The following is a 15,213-nucleotide window of genomic DNA, read 5'->3' as shown; positions in this document are numbered from 1 at the left end:
GAATGAACCTGCCACTGACAGAAAGGGACGGATAGCCGGTGTCGACGCCGTTCTATGTCTCACCCCAGCAGGCCATGGCCGACCGGGCGGAATACGCCCGTAAGGGCATCGCCCGCGGTCGCAGCCTGGTTGTGCTGCAATACGCCGACGGCATCGTGTTCGTCGGCGAGAACCCGTCCCGCGCGCTGCACAAGTTCAGCGAGATCTACGACCGGATCGGCTTCGCGGCCGCCGGTAAGTACAACGAGTACGAGAACCTGCGGATCGGCGGTGTGCGCTACGCGGATCTGCGCGGCTACACCTATGACCGTGACGATGTGACCGCCCGTGGGCTGGCCAATGTCTACGCCCAGACGCTCGGCACCATCTTCTCCAGCGCCGGCGAGAAGCCGTACGAGGTGGAGCTGGTCGTCGCCGAGGTGGGTGCCACACCGGACGGCGACCAGATCTACCGGCTGCCGCACGACGGATCGATCGTGGACGAACACGGTTCGGTCGCGGTCGGTGGCAGTTCGGAGCAGATCAGCACGTTCCTGGATCAGCGGCACCGGGAGGGGATGTCGCTGGCGGAGGCGCTGAAGCTGGCGGTCCAGGCGCTGTCCCGGGACACCAACGGCGGTGAGCGGGAGATCCCCGCGGAACGGCTGGAGGTGGCGGTCCTGGACCGTACGAGACCTCAGCAGCGCAAGTTCAAGCGGATCGTCGGCCGTCAGCTCTCCCGGCTGCTGGAGGCGGACGGCGCGGCCTCGACGCCGACCGACGCCCCCTCGGACATCGAGGAGCCGGAGGGCGACGCCTAGCTAGGGCTTGTCGGCCCCGCTGGTGCCCCGGATCGCTCAGGTGGTTCGGGGCCGGGCCGTGTCCGGGGGCGGTGGTGCGGTGGAGCCACGGACCACCAGGGAGACCGGCAGATCGGCGGTTTTCGGCCGTTGTCCGTCGAGGACGGTCAGCAGCGCCGCCATCCCGCGCTCGCCGACCTGCTCGGCCGGGAGCTGGACCGTGGTCAGTTCCGGTTCGAGGGCGGTGGAGAGGGCGAGGTCGTCGAAGCCGGTGACGGAGATGTCCTCGGGGACGCGCAGGCCGAGCCTGCGCACGGCCTTGCAGGCGCCCGCGGCGAGGATGTCGTCGTCGCAGACGATCGCGGTGGGGCGGGGGCCGGGGGCGGCGAGGGCGCGCTCCGTGGCCTCCCGGGCCGCGCCGACCTCCAGGGCCGCGGAGACCTTCCGTACGGTCACGTCCGGCGTGTTCCGTACCGCCGAGGCCAGGGCATCGGTCCGTACGTCGAAGGTCCAGGAGGGGACCGCCGAGGCGAGGTGCAGCAGCCGGCGGTGGCCCAGGCCGAGCAGATGGTCCGTCACCTGCCGGATGCCGTCGGCGATATCGAGATTGACCTGGGCGGCGGAGCCCGGGGCGGCCGGGTCGCTGTCCAGCATCACCAGGGGCAGGTCCGCGCCGTCCGTGCCCCGGATCGCGTCGAGGGCGTCGGAGGCCATGGAGGAGGCGATCACCCCGTCCAGCGCGGCCCGTGCCGAGGCGAAGGGGTCCCTGGCGGGGCCGATCCCGGCGGGGGAGGGGTAGAGGACCACGCCGAAGCCGTGTTCGGCGGCGACCGCGGCGGCGCCGGTGTAGACGCGGGCGAAGAACTCGTTGGTGAGGGCGGGGACGACCAGGAGCGCCGTTCTGGTCGTACCGAGGCGCAGATTGCGGGCGGCGAGGTTGGGACGGTAGCCGAGGGCGCGGGCGGTGTCCCTGACGAGTCCGGCGGTCCGCTCGGAGACCCGGCCCGGCCATTTGTCGCCGAGGACGAGCGAGACCGTGGCCTGGGACACGCCCGCCGCGCGTGCCACGTCCCTGCTGGTGGGCCTGGCGGACTGCTCTGTCATGGCTGGCGTGCTCCGTCGTTCTCCGTCGCGCGGCAAGGCGTCGCGGTGGACCCGCGGGCTGCGCTCATGGTACGTATGGCCCTGAAGTTATACGTAAAACCTCGGCCGGGCCGGGGTACGGAAGCAGGGGGACGGGACATTGGCCGCGGGAACCACCGGAACCACCGGGTACGGAGACATCCTCAGGGCGCCGTACGCGGCGCGGCTGCTCACCGGCACGCTCGTGGGACGGCTGCCGAACGCCACGGCCTCGATCGCCATCGTGCTCTTCGTCCGGGCGGCCGGCGGCAGCTACAGCCTCGCGGGCGCGCTCGCGGCGGTCTACGGCATCGGTACGGCCGTCGGCCAGCCGCTGCTCGGCCGGGCCGTGGACCTGCGGGGCCAGCCCCGGGTGCAGCTGCCCGCCGCCGTCGTCTCCGCCCTCGGCATGCTGCTGCTCGTCGTCGTGGGGACGGACTCGCCCTGGCTCGCCTATACGGCCGTGGCGGTCGCCGGGGTGTTCACCCCGCCCCTGGAGGGCGGGCTGCGGGCGCTGTGGCCGGGCGTCCTCGGCGGCGAGGACCGGGTGCACCGGGCGTACGCGATGGACGCGGTGGCCCAGGAGATCATGTTCACGGTCGGCCCGCTGCTCGTCACCCTGCTGGTCGCGCTCTGGTCCCCGGGCGCGGCGCTGCTCGTCATCAACGCGACAGGGGTGCTCGGGGCGCTCTCCGTGGTCCTCTCCGAGCCGTCCAGGACCTGGCGCTCCGCGCCCCGCGAGGCGCACTGGCTCGGCGCGCTGCGCTCACCCGGGCTGCTCGTCCTGCTCGGCGCGTTCCTCTTCATCGGCATGGCACTCGGCTCGATCACGGTCGCGGCCATCGCCTACGCGGACGACCACGGCCGCGAGTCCGTGTACGGCTGGCTGATGGCCGCCCTCGGATTCGGCGCGCTGGTGGGCGGCGCGGTGTACGGGGTGCGGCAGTGGGCCGGTGCCCCCGAGTCCAGGCTCCGGTCCATCGTCGCGCTGCTGGCCCTGTGCTACCTGCCGCTGACGCTCGCCCCGGGCGTCGTCGGGATGATCGCGCTCGCCGTCCTCGCCGGGGTCTTCCTGGCGCCCGCGCTCGCCTGCGCCTTCGTCGTGGTCGACCGGCACGCCCCGCGCGGCACGGTCACCGAGGCGTTCTCCTGGCTCGTGACCACCTTCGGCGTCGGCACCTCGTTCGGTACGGCGGCGGCGGGACCCGCCGTCGAACTGGGCGGCACCCCGGTGGGCTTCGCGGTCGCGGGGGCCAGTGGCATCGTCGCGCTGCTGGTCCTGCTGGCGACCCGGCGGGTCCTCGCGGCTCCCGACGTACCCCCGGATGGCGCGGTCCGGCCGGAAAATGATCCAAGCGGTGCTGTCGAACCCGGTTTCAGCTCAGGTCATCAGGCGTAATGTTCAGACATGGACCGCCGCATTTTCGGGCTGGAGAACGAGTACGGCGTCACGTGCACGTTCAGGGGACAGCGCCGACTGTCACCTGACGAAGTGGCGCGCTACCTCTTCCGCCGTGTTGTGTCATGGGGCCGCAGCAGCAATGTGTTCCTGCGGAACGGCTCCCGCCTCTATCTCGACGTGGGTTCGCATCCGGAATACGCGACTGCCGAATGCGACAACGTTCCCGAGCTGATCACGCACGACAAGGGGGGCGAACGGATTCTCGAAGGTCTGCTCGTCGACGCCGAGCGCCGCCTGCACGAGGAGGGAATCGCGGGCGACGTCTATCTCTTCAAGAACAACACCGACTCGGCGGGAAACTCCTACGGCTGCCACGAGAACTATCTCGTCGCCCGCCACGGGGAGTTCTCCCGGCTCGCGGACATCCTCATCCCCTTCCTCGTCACCAGACAGCTCATCTGCGGCGCGGGCAAGGTGCTCCAGACCCCGCGCGGAGCGGTCTACTGCGCCAGCCAGCGCGCCGAGCACATCTGGGAGGGGGTCAGCTCCGCCACCACCCGCTCCCGTCCCATCATCAACACGCGTGACGAGCCGCACGCCGACGCGGAGCGCTACCGCCGGCTCCATGTGATCGTCGGCGACTCCAACATGTCCGAGACGACCATGCTGCTCAAGGTCGGTGCCACCGACCTCGTCCTGCGCATGATCGAGGCGGGCACGGTGATGCGCGACCTCACCCTGGAGAATCCCATCCGGGCGATCCGCGAGGTCAGCCACGACCTCACCGGCCAGCGCAAGGTGCGGCTGGCGAGCGGCCGGGAGGCCTCCGCGCTGGAGATCCAGCGGGAGTACTACGAGAAGGCCGTGGATTTCGTGGAGCGCCGCGGAATCCGCACCGGCACCGTCGAGCGGGTCCTGGAACTGTGGGGCCGTACGCTCGACGCGATCGAGGCGGAGGATCTCGACCGGATCTCCACCGAGATCGACTGGGTCATGAAATATCAGCTCATCGAGCGATATCGAGCCAAGCACAACATGACCATGTCGCATCCGAGGGTCGCTCAGATAGACCTCGCCTACCACGACATCCACCGGCGTCGTGGTCTCTATTACCTGCTGGAGAAGCGGGGGCAGGCGGCGCGGGTCTGCAATGACATGAAGATCTTCGAGGCCAAGTCCGTTCCCCCGCAGACCACCAGGGCGCGACTGCGCGGCGATTTCATCCGTCGCGCACAGGAACAGCGCAGGGACTTCACGGTCGACTGGGTGCATCTCAAGCTCAATGACCAGGCGCAGCGCACCGTGCTCTGCAAAGACCCGTTCCGTTCCGTGGACGAGCGGGTGGAAAAGCTCATCGCCGGTATGTGACCCGGCGGGTGACTTTATTGGCGGAATGCCACCCGGGCCCCGTATGTATCGCGTACGGGGCCCTCGGCACGCCTTAGAGTGGGCGACTACTGTGCCGTCTGAGATCTGAGGAACACGTGCGCCGACTTGCCGGCCTCATCATCGTCCCCGCGCTGCTGCTGACAGCGGCTTGCGGGAGCGACGGAGGCTCCGACTCCACCTCGTCCAAGAACGGGCTCCCCGCGATCAGCGCGGGCGCCAAGTTCGGACAGAAGCCGACCCTCGACAAGGGGGAGGGGAAGCCGCCCGAGAAACTGACGGTCGATGTCCTCAGCGAGGGTGACGGGACGAAGGTCAAGAAGGGCGACGCGATCCAGGTCAACTACCTGGGCCAGAGCTGGGACTCGGTCAAGCCGTTCGACAACAGCTTCGACCGCAAGACGCCGTTCGACCTGACCCTCGGCGCGGGCATGGTCATCAAGGGCTGGGACCAGGGTCTCGAAGGCCAGAAGGTCGGTAGCCGCGTCGAGTTGGGGATCCCGCCGGACCTCGGGTACGGCGCGCAGGGCCAGGGCGACATCAAGCCCAATGCCACGCTGGTCTTCGTCGTCGACATCCTGAAGGCGACCCAGGTGCCGACGACCGCGAAGGGCACCGTCGTTCCGCAGGACGACAAGGCGCTGCCCGTGGTCGGAACCAACGACGACGGCAAGGAGCCGAAGGTCACGATCCCGAAGGACGGCACCCCGCCCGAGAAGCTGGTCTCCAACTACGTACTGGAGAGCAAGGGCGATGTCGTCAAGGAGTCGGACACGGTCGTCCTGAACTACGCGGCGTACCTCTGGAAGGACGCCAAGCAGTTCGACTCGACGTACAAGACGGGCCGTACGACGACGTTCCCGCTGCCGCAGCTCACGCTGAAGGGGCTCAAGTCGGGCATCGTCGGCAAGAAGGTGGGCAGCCGGGTGCTGATCGTGGTCCCGCCGGACCAGGCCTTCGGCGACCAGGAGCAGCAGGGCATCCCGAAGAACTCCACTTTGGTGTTCGCCGTGGACATCCTGGCGAAGGTGTAACACTGTCCCGGTTGCACCGTTCATCATTTAGAGGAGCAGTTCAGTGAGCATCGAGAAGCCCGAGGTCGACTTCCCGGGCGGCGAGCCCCCCAAGGATCTCCAGATCCGTGACATCTGGGAGGGCGACGGCGCCGAGGCCAAGGCCGGAGCCAATGTCCAGGTGCACTACGTGGGTGTGGCCTTCTCCACCGGTGAGGAGTTCGACGCCTCCTGGAACCGCGGCGTGCCGCTTCCGTTCCGCCTCGGTGCCGGACAGGTCATCAAGGGCTGGGACCAGGGCGTGCAGGGCATGAAGGTCGGCGGCCGTCGTGAGCTGATCATCCCCGCGCACCTCGCGTACGGGGACCGCGGCCAGGGCCCCATCGAGCCGGGCGAGACGCTGATCTTCGTCTGCGACCTGATCGCCGTCTGAGTCGTACCGGAGACATCCGAGGGTCCATGCCGTCCGGCATGGACCCTCGGCTTTTGCCGCGAGACCCGGGGGCGGTACGGTCAGCGGGCGCAGGCGGGACGATCAAAAGGGGTGCGAGGCGTCGATGGCCATTGCCAAGGCCGAGCGACTGATGAATCTGGCGCTGTGTCTCCTGGGGACCCGGCGCCCGCTCAGCAAACGTGAGCTGCGGGGCTCCATCGAGGCATATCTGGAAGCGGGCACCGACGACTCGTTCAACCGGATGTTCGAGCGGGACAAGGACGATCTGCGCGAACTCGGGCTGGTCATCGAGACCGTGGAGAGCCTCGACGGCGACATCGGCTATCTCGCGCGCCGTGACAGCAACCGGCTGCCCGCGATCACGCTCGACGCCGAGGAGGCGGCCGCCCTCGGTCTCGCCGCGAAGGTCTGGCAGCAGGCCCGGCTGGCGGGCGCGGCGAGCGGCGCCCTCCAGAAGCTGCGCGCCGCCGGGATGCCGGAGGCCGAGGACTCGTACGAGCCGCAGCACGGCGCCCTCGAACCGCGGATCCCGGTCCACGAGGCCGCGTTCGAGCCGCTGATGCTCGCCTGCCGGGACCGGCGCCCCGTCGTCTTCGACTACCGCAAGGCCAACGCGGCCCGCCCCGAACAGCGGCAGGTCGAGCCCTGGACGTTGGAGTGCTGGCGCGGGCACTGGTATCTGGCGGGCTGGGACCGCGACCGGGGGGCGGAGCGCGTCTTCAGGCTCTCCAGGATCACCGGCCGGGTCCGCTCCCGCAGCGGGGTCTTCGGGGCTCCCGTACCCGATGTGGTCACCGTGCGGGAGACCGTGGAGAGCTGGGCGGGCGAGACGGCGACCCGGTCCGCGCTGATCAGGCTGCGCTCCGGGTGCGGCTATCCGCTGCGCTCCCGGGCGCTGTCGTCCCGGGAACTCGGCGACGGCTGGGACGAGCTGGAGATCCCGTACGGACACGGGCTCGACGCCTGGCTCGTGGAGTTCGGCCCGGACGTGGTCGTACTGGAGCCCGCGGATCTGCGGGCCGATGTCCTGGACCGGCTGCGCGCCGTGGCCAAGGGCTGAGGGGGACTCGTACAACCATGGCAGCCAACGCCATCGACCAGACCCGGCGGATGCTCTCGCTGGTGACCTATCTGCGGGAGCGCCCCGGCGCGCGTGTCAGCGATGTGGCGCGCGCGTTCGGGATCAGCGAGGACGAGCTGATCTCGGACCTCGACGTCCTGCCCATGTGCGGGACCAGCTTCCGCGGCGGCGATCTGCTCGACATCGACACCGACGGCGACCGCATCTGGTGGCACAACCCGGACGATGTCGCCGAGCCGCTGCGGCTCGCCGCCGACGAGGCGACGGCCCTGCTGGTCGCGGCGCGCGCCGTGGCGACCCTGCCGGGGCTGCGCGAGGGGGACAGGGAAGCGCTGCTGAGGGCGACCGCCAAGCTGGAGACGGCGGCCGGGGAGGCCGCCGGGGCGAGCGCGCGGCTCTCGGTGACCTTCGAGTCCGAGGGCGGGGTGTTCGCCGAGGTCGACCGGGCGATCTCCGAGCGGCGCAGGCTGTGGCTGCGCTACTACTCGCCCGCGCGCGACGAGCTGACGGAGCGCGAGGTCGACCCGATCCGGCTGTTCGCCGTGGGCCACACCTATATGGAGGCCTGGTGCAGGCTCTCCGAGGCACGGCGTACGTTCCGGCTGGACCGGGTCGCCGAGATCAGGCTGCTGGACGCGCCCGCCGCGCCGCCCGAGCTGGAGCTGCGGGATCTGTCGGAGGGGCTGGTGCAGCCGTCCGCCGAGGATCCCGAGGTGGTGGTCGAGGTCGGCCCCGGTGGCCGGTGGGTCGCCGAGTACTACCCGCACGACAGCGCGGTCGAGCTGCCGGACGGCGGGCTGCGGATCACCCTGCGCACACCGGCGCCCGCCTCGCTGCGGCGGCTGGCGCTGCGGCTCGGCGGGGACGGCCGGATCGTCTCGCCCCCGGAGCTGGCGGACAGCGCGCGGCGCTCGGCGGCCGAGGCGCTCGCGGCGTACGACCATCAGCTCTGAGGCACGTCCGGGCCGGGTCCGCGGCGGACCCGGGCGCGCTGTGGACCGCGGGCCAAGAGTGAACGGCTGAGCACGAGGACAGGGAGAATCAGGAAAAAATGTCGGCCATGTCTGGACTGTCGAGTCTCTCGGCAGTCGTTCCGGTCCTCTTCAAGGCGGCGTGCCCGGAGTGCCGAGCCGCCTTCGAGCTGTCCGCCGGCGCGCTGCGCCTGGCGATCGGGGCCAGCCGGAACACCACCTTCTACTCCTTCACCTGCCCGGAGTGCGAGACCTCGGTACGCAAGCCCGCCGGGGAGCGCATCATCGAACTCCTCACCGGCGGCGGGGTACGGACGCTGCGCCTCCACTCCACCCACTAGAACGGTTCGAGGCGCTGCCGATGTCGATGTTCTGGCCCATGCTGGCCATCGCCCTGGGATTCCTCGGTCTCGCCGTACTCGGCGTCCTGGCGGTCCGTGTCTTCGTCGAGGCCCAGCGGCTCGGCCGGCAGATCGCGGTCACCACGGAGCGGATCAACCGGGCCGCCGATGAGCTGGAGCGCTCGGCCACCCGGCTGGCCGCGACGGGCGAGGCGCTGCGGTAGCACCCGGATCTTTGGGACTTATGGCCCCCTGCTGAGGGCTCCGGTCGCGGGGTACGCTGCGATACGTGGCCCTGTTGATCAGGTATGGGCTGCCTGTGAAGTACGCACAGGGATTGCCTCGCGTTCATGCCTGCGCGTTACGATCGCTGAAAGCACCACGGACCCGGATGCCCGTCCGGACCGCACGGGCAGCGCCCGCCCCAGCCGCCTCAGTGAGAAGGAAGTCACCACATGATCGGCAACCTGAAGCCCCTTGAGATCCTTCTGATCATCGCTGTTATCGTGCTGCTGTTCGGTGCCAAGAAGCTTCCTGACATGGCGCGTTCGCTCGGCAAGTCGGCCCGTATCCTCAAGAGCGAGGCCAAGGCGATGAAGAAGGACGACGAGGCGGCGGCCCCCGCGACGGACCATGTGGCCGACGCAGCCGCGCAGCCGCAGGCCGCCGCGCGGACCATCCAGGCGGCGCCCGGTGATGTCACCAGCGCCCGTCCCGTCAGTGAGCCGACGCGCACCGCGCAGCAGAGCTGACCCACCACACCGGTGCTGTTGTGTCACGGCATGTAATGAGACGAGGGACGCGGTTTGCTCAAGTCTGACCTGAAGCAGGCGAAGGACACGGAGGGGCGCATGCCCCTCACGGAGCACCTGCGTGAGCTGCGGAACCGCCTGCTGAAGTCGGTGCTGGCCATCCTGGTGGCCGTGATCATCGCGATGTTCTTCCAGGCGAAGATCTTCAAGTTCCTCATGGAACCGATCCTGTCGTCCGTCGGCTGTACGAACGGCGCCTCGACCATGGTCAACGGCGACCCGTGCGCCGACATGGTCACCAGCGGTCTGATGTCGCCGTTCACCATCGCGCTCAAGGTGTCGCTGATGGCGGGCGTGCTGGCCGCGACCCCTGTGTGGCTCTACCAGCTGTGGGCGTTCGTCGCCCCCGGGCTGCACAGCAAGGAGAAGCGCTACTCGCTCAGCTTCGTGGCGCTCGGGGTGCCGCTGTTCATCGGCGGCGCGTTCCTCGCGTACACGATCCTGCCGCAGACCGCGGCCATCATGCTGAGCTTCACGCCCGAGGACGCGAAGAACCTGCTGCCGCTCGATGACTATCTCGACCTCATCACGCGCATGGTCATCGTCTTCGGGCTCGCCTTCGAACTGCCGTTGCTGTTCATCCTGCTGAACCTCACCAAGGTGCTCACCGGCAAGCGGATGGTCAGCTGGTGGCGCGGGATGATCGTCGGCCTGACGATCTTCGCGGCCGTCGCCACCCCCGGCGGTGACCCCATCTCGATGCTGGTGCTCGCGGGACCGCTGGCGGTGCTGTACCTCCTCGCCTGCGTTTTCGCGCTCCTCAACGACCGGCGGCGGAACCTGCGCGACCCGGATCGCGATCTCGGCGACGACGAGGCGTCCGACCTCGATCTGACGCCCGAGCCCATCGGCTCGATCGAATCCGGCCGTACGAGGCCCTCGCTCCCCGGACAGTCGGACGGCGGCCGGTCGGACCGGTTGAACGGGTACGACGACGTCACCTGATCCGAGCCTTGTACGATCCCCCGCCGGGCGGGCCGGAGACGGCCCGCCCGGCGGTGGCGTTCCCGGGGTGTGTCCCGGGCGGCGGGGGTTTCCGGGACCGGTCGTCAAAGTCCGGGCTGACTGTCGGAGGCGGCGGGTAGGCTCGACAGCAAGATGACAGAGGACCTCTCACCAGCCGAGCGCTATGCCGCTGCCCGGATCCGTGCCGCCGACGAGGCCACGGCGCTGGCGCCCTTCCGCGAGATGTACGAGTTCGGCCTGGACCCCTTCCAGATCGAGGCGTGCCAGGCCCTGGAGGCGGGAAAGGGCGTGCTGGTCGCTGCGCCCACCGGCTCGGGCAAGACCATCGTCGGCGAGTTCGCCGTGCACCTGGCCCTGGCCGAGGGCCGCAAGTGTTTCTACACCACCCCCATCAAGGCGCTCTCCAACCAGAAGTACACCGACCTGGCCAAGCGGTACGGCGCCGACAAGGTCGGCCTGCTCACCGGGGACAACAGCGTCAACTCGGACGCGCCGGTGGTCGTCATGACCACCGAGGTGCTCCGCAACATGCTCTACGCGTCGTCCCCGTCGCTGCTGGGCCTCGGCTATGTGGTGATGGACGAGGTGCACTACCTCTCCGACCGTTTCCGGGGCGCCGTCTGGGAAGAGGTGATCATCCACCTGCCCGAGTCGGTCACCCTGGTCTCGCTGTCGGCGACGGTCTCCAACGCCGAGGAGTTCGGTGACTGGCTGGACACCGTCCGAGGCGATACCGCGGTGATCGTCTCCGAGCACCGGCCCGTGCCGCTCTGGCAGCATGTGATGGCCGGCCGCCGGATGTACGACCTCTTCGAGGAGGAGACCGACCACGGCGGCCGGGGCAGCGCGAAGCGCGAGGTCAGCCCCGATCTCGTCCGGCTCGCCCGGATGGAGAACCAGCGCACGTACAACCCGCGCGAGCGCCGCCGGGGCAAGATGGTCCGCGAGGCCGACCGGGAGCGCGAGCGCAGACAGCGCGGCCGGATCTGGACGCCCGGCAGGCCCGAGGTCATCGAGCGCCTCGACGCCGAGGGGCTGCTGCCCGCGATCACCTTCATCTTCAGCCGGGCCGGCTGCGAGGCCGCCGTGCAGCAGTGCATGTACGCGGGGCTGCGGCTCAACAACGAGGACGCGCGCCACCGGGTCCGCGAGATCGTCGAGGAGCGCACGGCCTCCATCCCCGGCGAGGACCTCCATGTCCTCGGCTACTACGAGTGGCTGGAGGGGCTGGAGCGGGGCATCGCCGCGCACCACGCCGGAATGCTGCCGACCTTCAAGGAGGTCGTGGAGGAGCTGTTCGTCCGGGGCCTGGTCAAGGCCGTCTTCGCCACCGAGACCCTGGCGCTGGGCATCAACATGCCCGCCAGGTCCGTGGTGCTGGAGAAGCTCGTCAAGTGGAACGGCGAGACCCACGCCGACATCACCCCCGGCGAGTACACCCAGCTCACCGGGCGCGCCGGCCGTCGGGGCATCGACGTCGAGGGCCACGCGGTGGTGCTCTGGCAGCGCGGCCTGGACCCGGGCGCGCTGGCCGGGCTCGCCGGGACCCGGACCTACCCCCTGCGCTCCAGCTTCCGCCCCTCGTACAACATGGCCGTCAACCTGACCCAGCAGTTCGGCAGGCACCGCTCGCGCGAGCTGCTGGAGACCTCCTTCGCGCAGTTCCAGGCCGACAGGTCGGTCGTCGGGATCTCCCGGCAGGTGCAGAAGAACGAGGAAGGGCTCGACGGGTACCGCGAGGGCATGACCTGCCACCTCGGGAACTTCGAGGAGTACGCGCGGCTCCGCCGCGACCTCAAGGACCGCGAGACGGAGCTGGCCAAGCAGGGCGCCGCCCAGCGCAGGGCCGCGGCCGCCTCGTCGCTGGAGAAGCTCAAGCCCGGCGATGTGATCCATGTGCCGACCGGCAAGTTCGCCGGTCTCGCGCTGGTGCTCGACCCCGGGCTGCCCGCCGGGCGTGCCAACGGGCACCGCGGCTTCGAGTACCAGGACGGGCCGCGACCGCTCGTCCTGACCTCGGAGCGGCAGGTCAAGCGGCTGGCGTCGATGGACTTCCCGGTGCCGGTCGAGGCGCTGGAGCGGATGCGGGTCCCCAAGTCCTTCAACCCGCGCTCGCCGCAGTCCCGCCGCGATCTGGCGTCGGCGCTGCGGACCAAGGCCGGGCACATCGTGCCCGAGCGGCACCGCAAGGAGCGGGCGGCGGCCGCCGACGACCGGGAGATCTCCCGGCTCCGGGCGGATCTGCGCGTCCACCCGTGCCACGGCTGCGACGAGCGCGAGGACCATGCCCGCTGGGCCGAGCGCTACTACCGGCTCCAGCGCGACACCCGTCAGCTGGAGCGCCGGATCGAGGGCCGGACGAACACCATCGCCCGTACCTTCGACCGGATCGTCGCGCTCCTCACCGAGCTGGACTATCTGCGCGGTGACGAGGTCACCGAGCACGGCAAGCGGCTGGCCCGGCTCTACGGCGAGCTGGACCTGCTGGCCAGCGAGTGCCTGCGCGACGGGGTCTGGGAAGGGCTCTCCCCGGCCGAGCTGGCGGCCTGTGTCTCCGCGCTGGTCTACGAGGCCCGGCAGTCCGACGACGCGGTGGCGCCCAAGGTCCCCTCGGGGGCGGCCAAGGAGGCGCTGGGCGAGATGGTCCGTATCTGGGGCAGGCTCGACGCCCTGGAGGAGGACCTCAAGATCAGCCAGACCGAGGGCGTCGGGCAGCGCGAGCCCGATCTCGGCTTCGCCTGGGCGGTCCATATGTGGGCCTCGGGCAAGGGGCTCGACGAGGTGCTGCGCGAGGCGGAGATGCCGGCCGGTGACTTCGTGCGCTGGTGCAAGCAGGTCATCGATGTCCTCGGCCAGATCGCGGCGGCGGCCCCCCGCGAGAACAGCACGGTCGCGAAGAACGCCCGCAAGGCGGTCGACGCGGTGCTGCGCGGGGTGGTGGCGTACAGCTCGGTCGGCTGACCGGCACGGCCGAAGGGGAGGGCCCACCGGAGGTTCCGGTGGGCCCTCCCCGGTACGGCGCTCAGCTGTCCAGATAGGCCCGCCAGCCGCCGTACTCGGTGATGTCCTCCGCGTCCGTGAGCGCGGCCGGTTCGCAGAGGAAGCCCGCGACGGTGGTCGCGTCGGCCAGTTCCACCCGGCCGATCGCCATCGGCCGGGGGAGCGCGGCGGTGAGCGCGCCGAGACCCGCGGCGGGCAGTTCCCAGATCTCCGTCTCGATCGCGGCGCCCCCGGCCCCCGAGTGGACGAGGCCCGGCTTGGGCGGGGTGGTGTCCAGCGCGTACAGCCGGTAGACCGGCGCGGTCGTGGTGGTACGGACCAGCCGCGCCCCCAGTGCCAGGAGTTGCGGGTTGAGGGGCTGGCCGGTCAGGTGCGCGCCCGCGACGGCGAGCCTGACGGGCGGGGCGAGCAGCCCCGCCAGGGCGGCCAGCCGGTCGTCCGTCCCGGCGCGGCCGATGAACATGACCCCGAAGGGGAGCCCGCCGACCTCGTCGGCGGGGACGGCGACCGCCGCCAGGTCGAAGAGGTTGGTGGAGTTGGTGAACCGGCCCAGCCGGGCGTTGGCCCCCAGCGGGTCGGCGGCCACCTCGGCCAGGGTGGGATGGCCGGGCGCGGTGGGCAGCAGCAGCGCGTCCGCGTCACCGAGACCGGCGAGCGCGGCCTCCCGCAGGGCGTCCAGCCGGTCCCGGTCCGCGAAGAGCCGGTGGGCGGGGATGTCGCGGGCCCGGCGGATGATCCCGGCGACGGTGGGGTCGAGGTCGTCCGCGCCGGCGTGCCGGTCGACGAAGTCGCCCACCGCCGTATAGCGCTCGGCGACGAACGCCCCCTCGTACAGCATCGGCGCCGCCTCGCTGAACGGCGTCAGATCGATGGGCACCAGCCGCGCCCCGGCGGCCCGGAGACGGGCGGCGGCGGCCTGATACGCCTCGGCCCAGCCGTCGTCCAGCTCGCCGAGGTGCGCGAGGTCGGGGACGGCGACCCGCCAGGGGCCCGGGGCGCGGCGTGGGGCCTCGCGGCCCGGCGGCACGGACATCAGGGTGAGCGCCTCGCTCGCCTCCGGGAGCGTACGGGCGAAGACGGTGACACAGTCCAGGCTCGCGCAGGCGGGCACCACGCCCTCGGTGGGGACGAGTCCGCGCGACGGCTTCAGCCCGACGATGCCGTTGAAGGCGGCGGGGATCCGGCCGGAGCCCGCCGTGTCCGTCCCCAGCGCCAGATCGACGATCCCCAGGGCCACGGCGACGGCGGAACCGGAGCTGGAGCCGCCGGAGATCCGCTCGGGGTCGCGGGCGCCCCGTACCGCGCCGTACGGCGAGCGGGTCCCGACCAGGCCGGTGGCGAACTGGTCGAGGTTGGTGGCGCCCAGGACGAGGGCGCCCGCCGCCCTGAGCCGCGCCACGGCGGGGGCGTCGCACTCCGGGTCGTACGCGTACGAGGGGCAGCCCGCGGTGGTGGGGATCCCCGCCACGTCGATGTTGCCCTTGACCGCGACGAGCCGGCCCGCCAGCGGCAGCGGCCCGTCGCCGGCGGCGAGCCGCGCGTCGAGGGCACTGGCCTCGGCCTCCACCTCGGCCTGCGGGCGCAGGGTGATCCAGATCTCCGGGCGGTCGACCTCCGCGATACGGCGGTAGGCGGCGCGCACCCGGTCGAGCGCGGAGAATTCGAGCGCGGAGAAGAAGTGTGCCGGGAGAGCCGGCTCGGGAAGAGCGGGCGCGGGGAAATCTTGCATGGGGAACGCTCCTGAGAGGTCGCGCGGACAGGTGGGGTGGGGAAAGGAGCGGTCGAGGGCCGAGTCGGGCAAGGCGGAGGAGGAAGACGCGGCGGAGCCGCGGCGACCGACGACAACGCGGCCGGGCGAGAACCATCGGCCCACGACGCCGCCCCAC

At 70.8% G+C, this 15,213-nt stretch carries 14 protein-coding genes; 12 read left to right on the top strand and 2 right to left on the bottom strand.

Translation table 11 applies throughout. From position 1 onward, the window contains the following. The first annotated feature begins 38 nt into the window (after positions 1-38). A complete protein-coding gene (gene prcA, locus ACIP8W_RS10070) occupies positions 39-800 on the top strand; it encodes a proteasome subunit alpha (RefSeq protein ID WP_401950104.1) in 762 nt (253 codons plus the stop codon). A 36-nt stretch (positions 801-836) separates the two neighbouring features. Here the strand turns inward: prcA and ACIP8W_RS10065 are convergent, their stop codons facing one another. Next, complete coding sequence (locus tag ACIP8W_RS10065) at positions 837-1,883, bottom strand: LacI family DNA-binding transcriptional regulator (protein ID WP_401950101.1); 1,047 nt, start codon at positions 1,881-1,883, stop codon at positions 837-839. A gap of 139 nt (positions 1,884-2,022) precedes the next feature. Here ACIP8W_RS10065 and ACIP8W_RS10060 point away from each other — a divergent pair, with 139 nt between their 5' ends. From ACIP8W_RS10060 to ACIP8W_RS10010, 11 genes are all read left to right on the top strand, one after another. Next, a complete protein-coding gene (locus tag ACIP8W_RS10060) occupies positions 2,023-3,300 on the top strand; it encodes an MFS transporter (RefSeq protein ID WP_401950098.1) in 1,278 nt (425 codons plus the stop codon). Between the two features lie 9 nt (positions 3,301-3,309). Then, on the top strand, positions 3,310-4,671 hold the full coding sequence (gene pafA, locus ACIP8W_RS10055; protein WP_401950095.1) for a Pup--protein ligase: 1,362 nt from the start codon (positions 3,310-3,312) through the stop codon (positions 4,669-4,671). Between the two features lie 116 nt (positions 4,672-4,787). Beyond that, positions 4,788-5,723 (top strand): FKBP-type peptidyl-prolyl cis-trans isomerase, encoded by a 936-nt coding sequence (locus tag ACIP8W_RS10050; RefSeq protein ID WP_401950092.1) that lies wholly within the window; start codon positions 4,788-4,790, stop codon positions 5,721-5,723. Positions 5,724-5,766: 43 nt separating this feature from the next. Then, a complete protein-coding gene (locus ACIP8W_RS10045) occupies positions 5,767-6,135 on the top strand; it encodes an FKBP-type peptidyl-prolyl cis-trans isomerase (RefSeq protein ID WP_401950090.1) in 369 nt (122 codons plus the stop codon). Between the two features lie 124 nt (positions 6,136-6,259). After that, positions 6,260-7,216, top strand: a complete 957-nt coding sequence (locus tag ACIP8W_RS10040) for a helix-turn-helix transcriptional regulator (RefSeq protein WP_401950087.1) — start codon at positions 6,260-6,262, stop codon at positions 7,214-7,216. A gap of 17 nt (positions 7,217-7,233) precedes the next feature. Next, positions 7,234-8,190, top strand: a complete 957-nt coding sequence (locus tag ACIP8W_RS10035; RefSeq protein ID WP_401950084.1) for a helix-turn-helix transcriptional regulator — start codon at positions 7,234-7,236, stop codon at positions 8,188-8,190. 98 nt (positions 8,191-8,288) lie between these two features. Then, positions 8,289-8,549 (top strand): hypothetical protein, encoded by a 261-nt coding sequence (locus ACIP8W_RS10030; RefSeq protein ID WP_401950081.1) that lies wholly within the window; start codon positions 8,289-8,291, stop codon positions 8,547-8,549. A gap of 26 nt (positions 8,550-8,575) precedes the next feature. Continuing rightward, a complete protein-coding gene (locus ACIP8W_RS10025) occupies positions 8,576-8,773 on the top strand; it encodes a hypothetical protein (RefSeq protein WP_401950470.1) in 198 nt (65 codons plus the stop codon). Between the two features lie 231 nt (positions 8,774-9,004). Then, the gene (tatA, locus tag ACIP8W_RS10020) at positions 9,005-9,301 is read left to right on the top strand and encodes a Sec-independent protein translocase subunit TatA (protein WP_401950078.1); all 297 of its coding nucleotides are present in this window, start codon (positions 9,005-9,007) and stop codon (positions 9,299-9,301) included. A 54-nt stretch (positions 9,302-9,355) separates the two neighbouring features. After that, positions 9,356-10,306 (top strand): twin-arginine translocase subunit TatC, encoded by a 951-nt coding sequence (tatC, locus tag ACIP8W_RS10015; RefSeq protein ID WP_401950075.1) that lies wholly within the window; start codon positions 9,356-9,358, stop codon positions 10,304-10,306. Between the two features lie 153 nt (positions 10,307-10,459). Continuing rightward, positions 10,460-13,288 carry a DEAD/DEAH box helicase gene (locus tag ACIP8W_RS10010; RefSeq protein ID WP_401950072.1) on the top strand — a complete coding sequence of 943 codons (2,829 nt, stop codon included), beginning with the start codon at positions 10,460-10,462 and terminating at the stop codon, positions 13,286-13,288. A 61-nt stretch (positions 13,289-13,349) separates the two neighbouring features. Here ACIP8W_RS10010 and atzF read toward each other — a convergent pair whose 3' ends face one another. Beyond that, positions 13,350-15,056, bottom strand: a complete 1,707-nt coding sequence (gene atzF, locus ACIP8W_RS10005) for an allophanate hydrolase (RefSeq protein WP_401950069.1) — start codon at positions 15,054-15,056, stop codon at positions 13,350-13,352. Between the last annotated feature and the right edge of the window lie 157 nt (positions 15,057-15,213).

This window comes from Streptomyces sp. NPDC088554 (assembly GCF_044752945.1).
Taxonomy (GTDB): domain Bacteria; phylum Actinomycetota; class Actinomycetes; order Streptomycetales; family Streptomycetaceae; genus Streptomyces.
The sequence above is the reverse complement of the archived record's forward strand: the minus strand, read 5'-3'. Positions and strand labels throughout refer to the sequence as shown.

Coding starts and splice junctions, on each gene's coding strand:
- ACIP8W_RS10065 (WP_401950101.1), bottom strand. CDS start 1,883: ATGACAGAGCAGTCCGCCAGGCCCACCAGCAGGGACGTGGCACGCGCG.
- pafA (WP_401950095.1), top strand. CDS start 3,310: ATGGACCGCCGCATTTTCGGGCTGGAGAACGAGTACGGCGTCACGTGC.
- ACIP8W_RS10040 (WP_401950087.1), top strand. CDS start 6,260: ATGGCCATTGCCAAGGCCGAGCGACTGATGAATCTGGCGCTGTGTCTC.
- ACIP8W_RS10035 (WP_401950084.1), top strand. CDS start 7,234: ATGGCAGCCAACGCCATCGACCAGACCCGGCGGATGCTCTCGCTGGTG.
- ACIP8W_RS10030 (WP_401950081.1), top strand. CDS start 8,289: ATGTCGGCCATGTCTGGACTGTCGAGTCTCTCGGCAGTCGTTCCGGTC.
- ACIP8W_RS10025 (WP_401950470.1), top strand. CDS start 8,576: ATGTTCTGGCCCATGCTGGCCATCGCCCTGGGATTCCTCGGTCTCGCC.
- tatA (WP_401950078.1), top strand. CDS start 9,005: ATGATCGGCAACCTGAAGCCCCTTGAGATCCTTCTGATCATCGCTGTT.
- ACIP8W_RS10010 (WP_401950072.1), top strand. CDS start 10,460: ATGACAGAGGACCTCTCACCAGCCGAGCGCTATGCCGCTGCCCGGATC.
- atzF (WP_401950069.1), bottom strand. CDS start 15,056: ATGCAAGATTTCCCCGCGCCCGCTCTTCCCGAGCCGGCTCTCCCGGCA.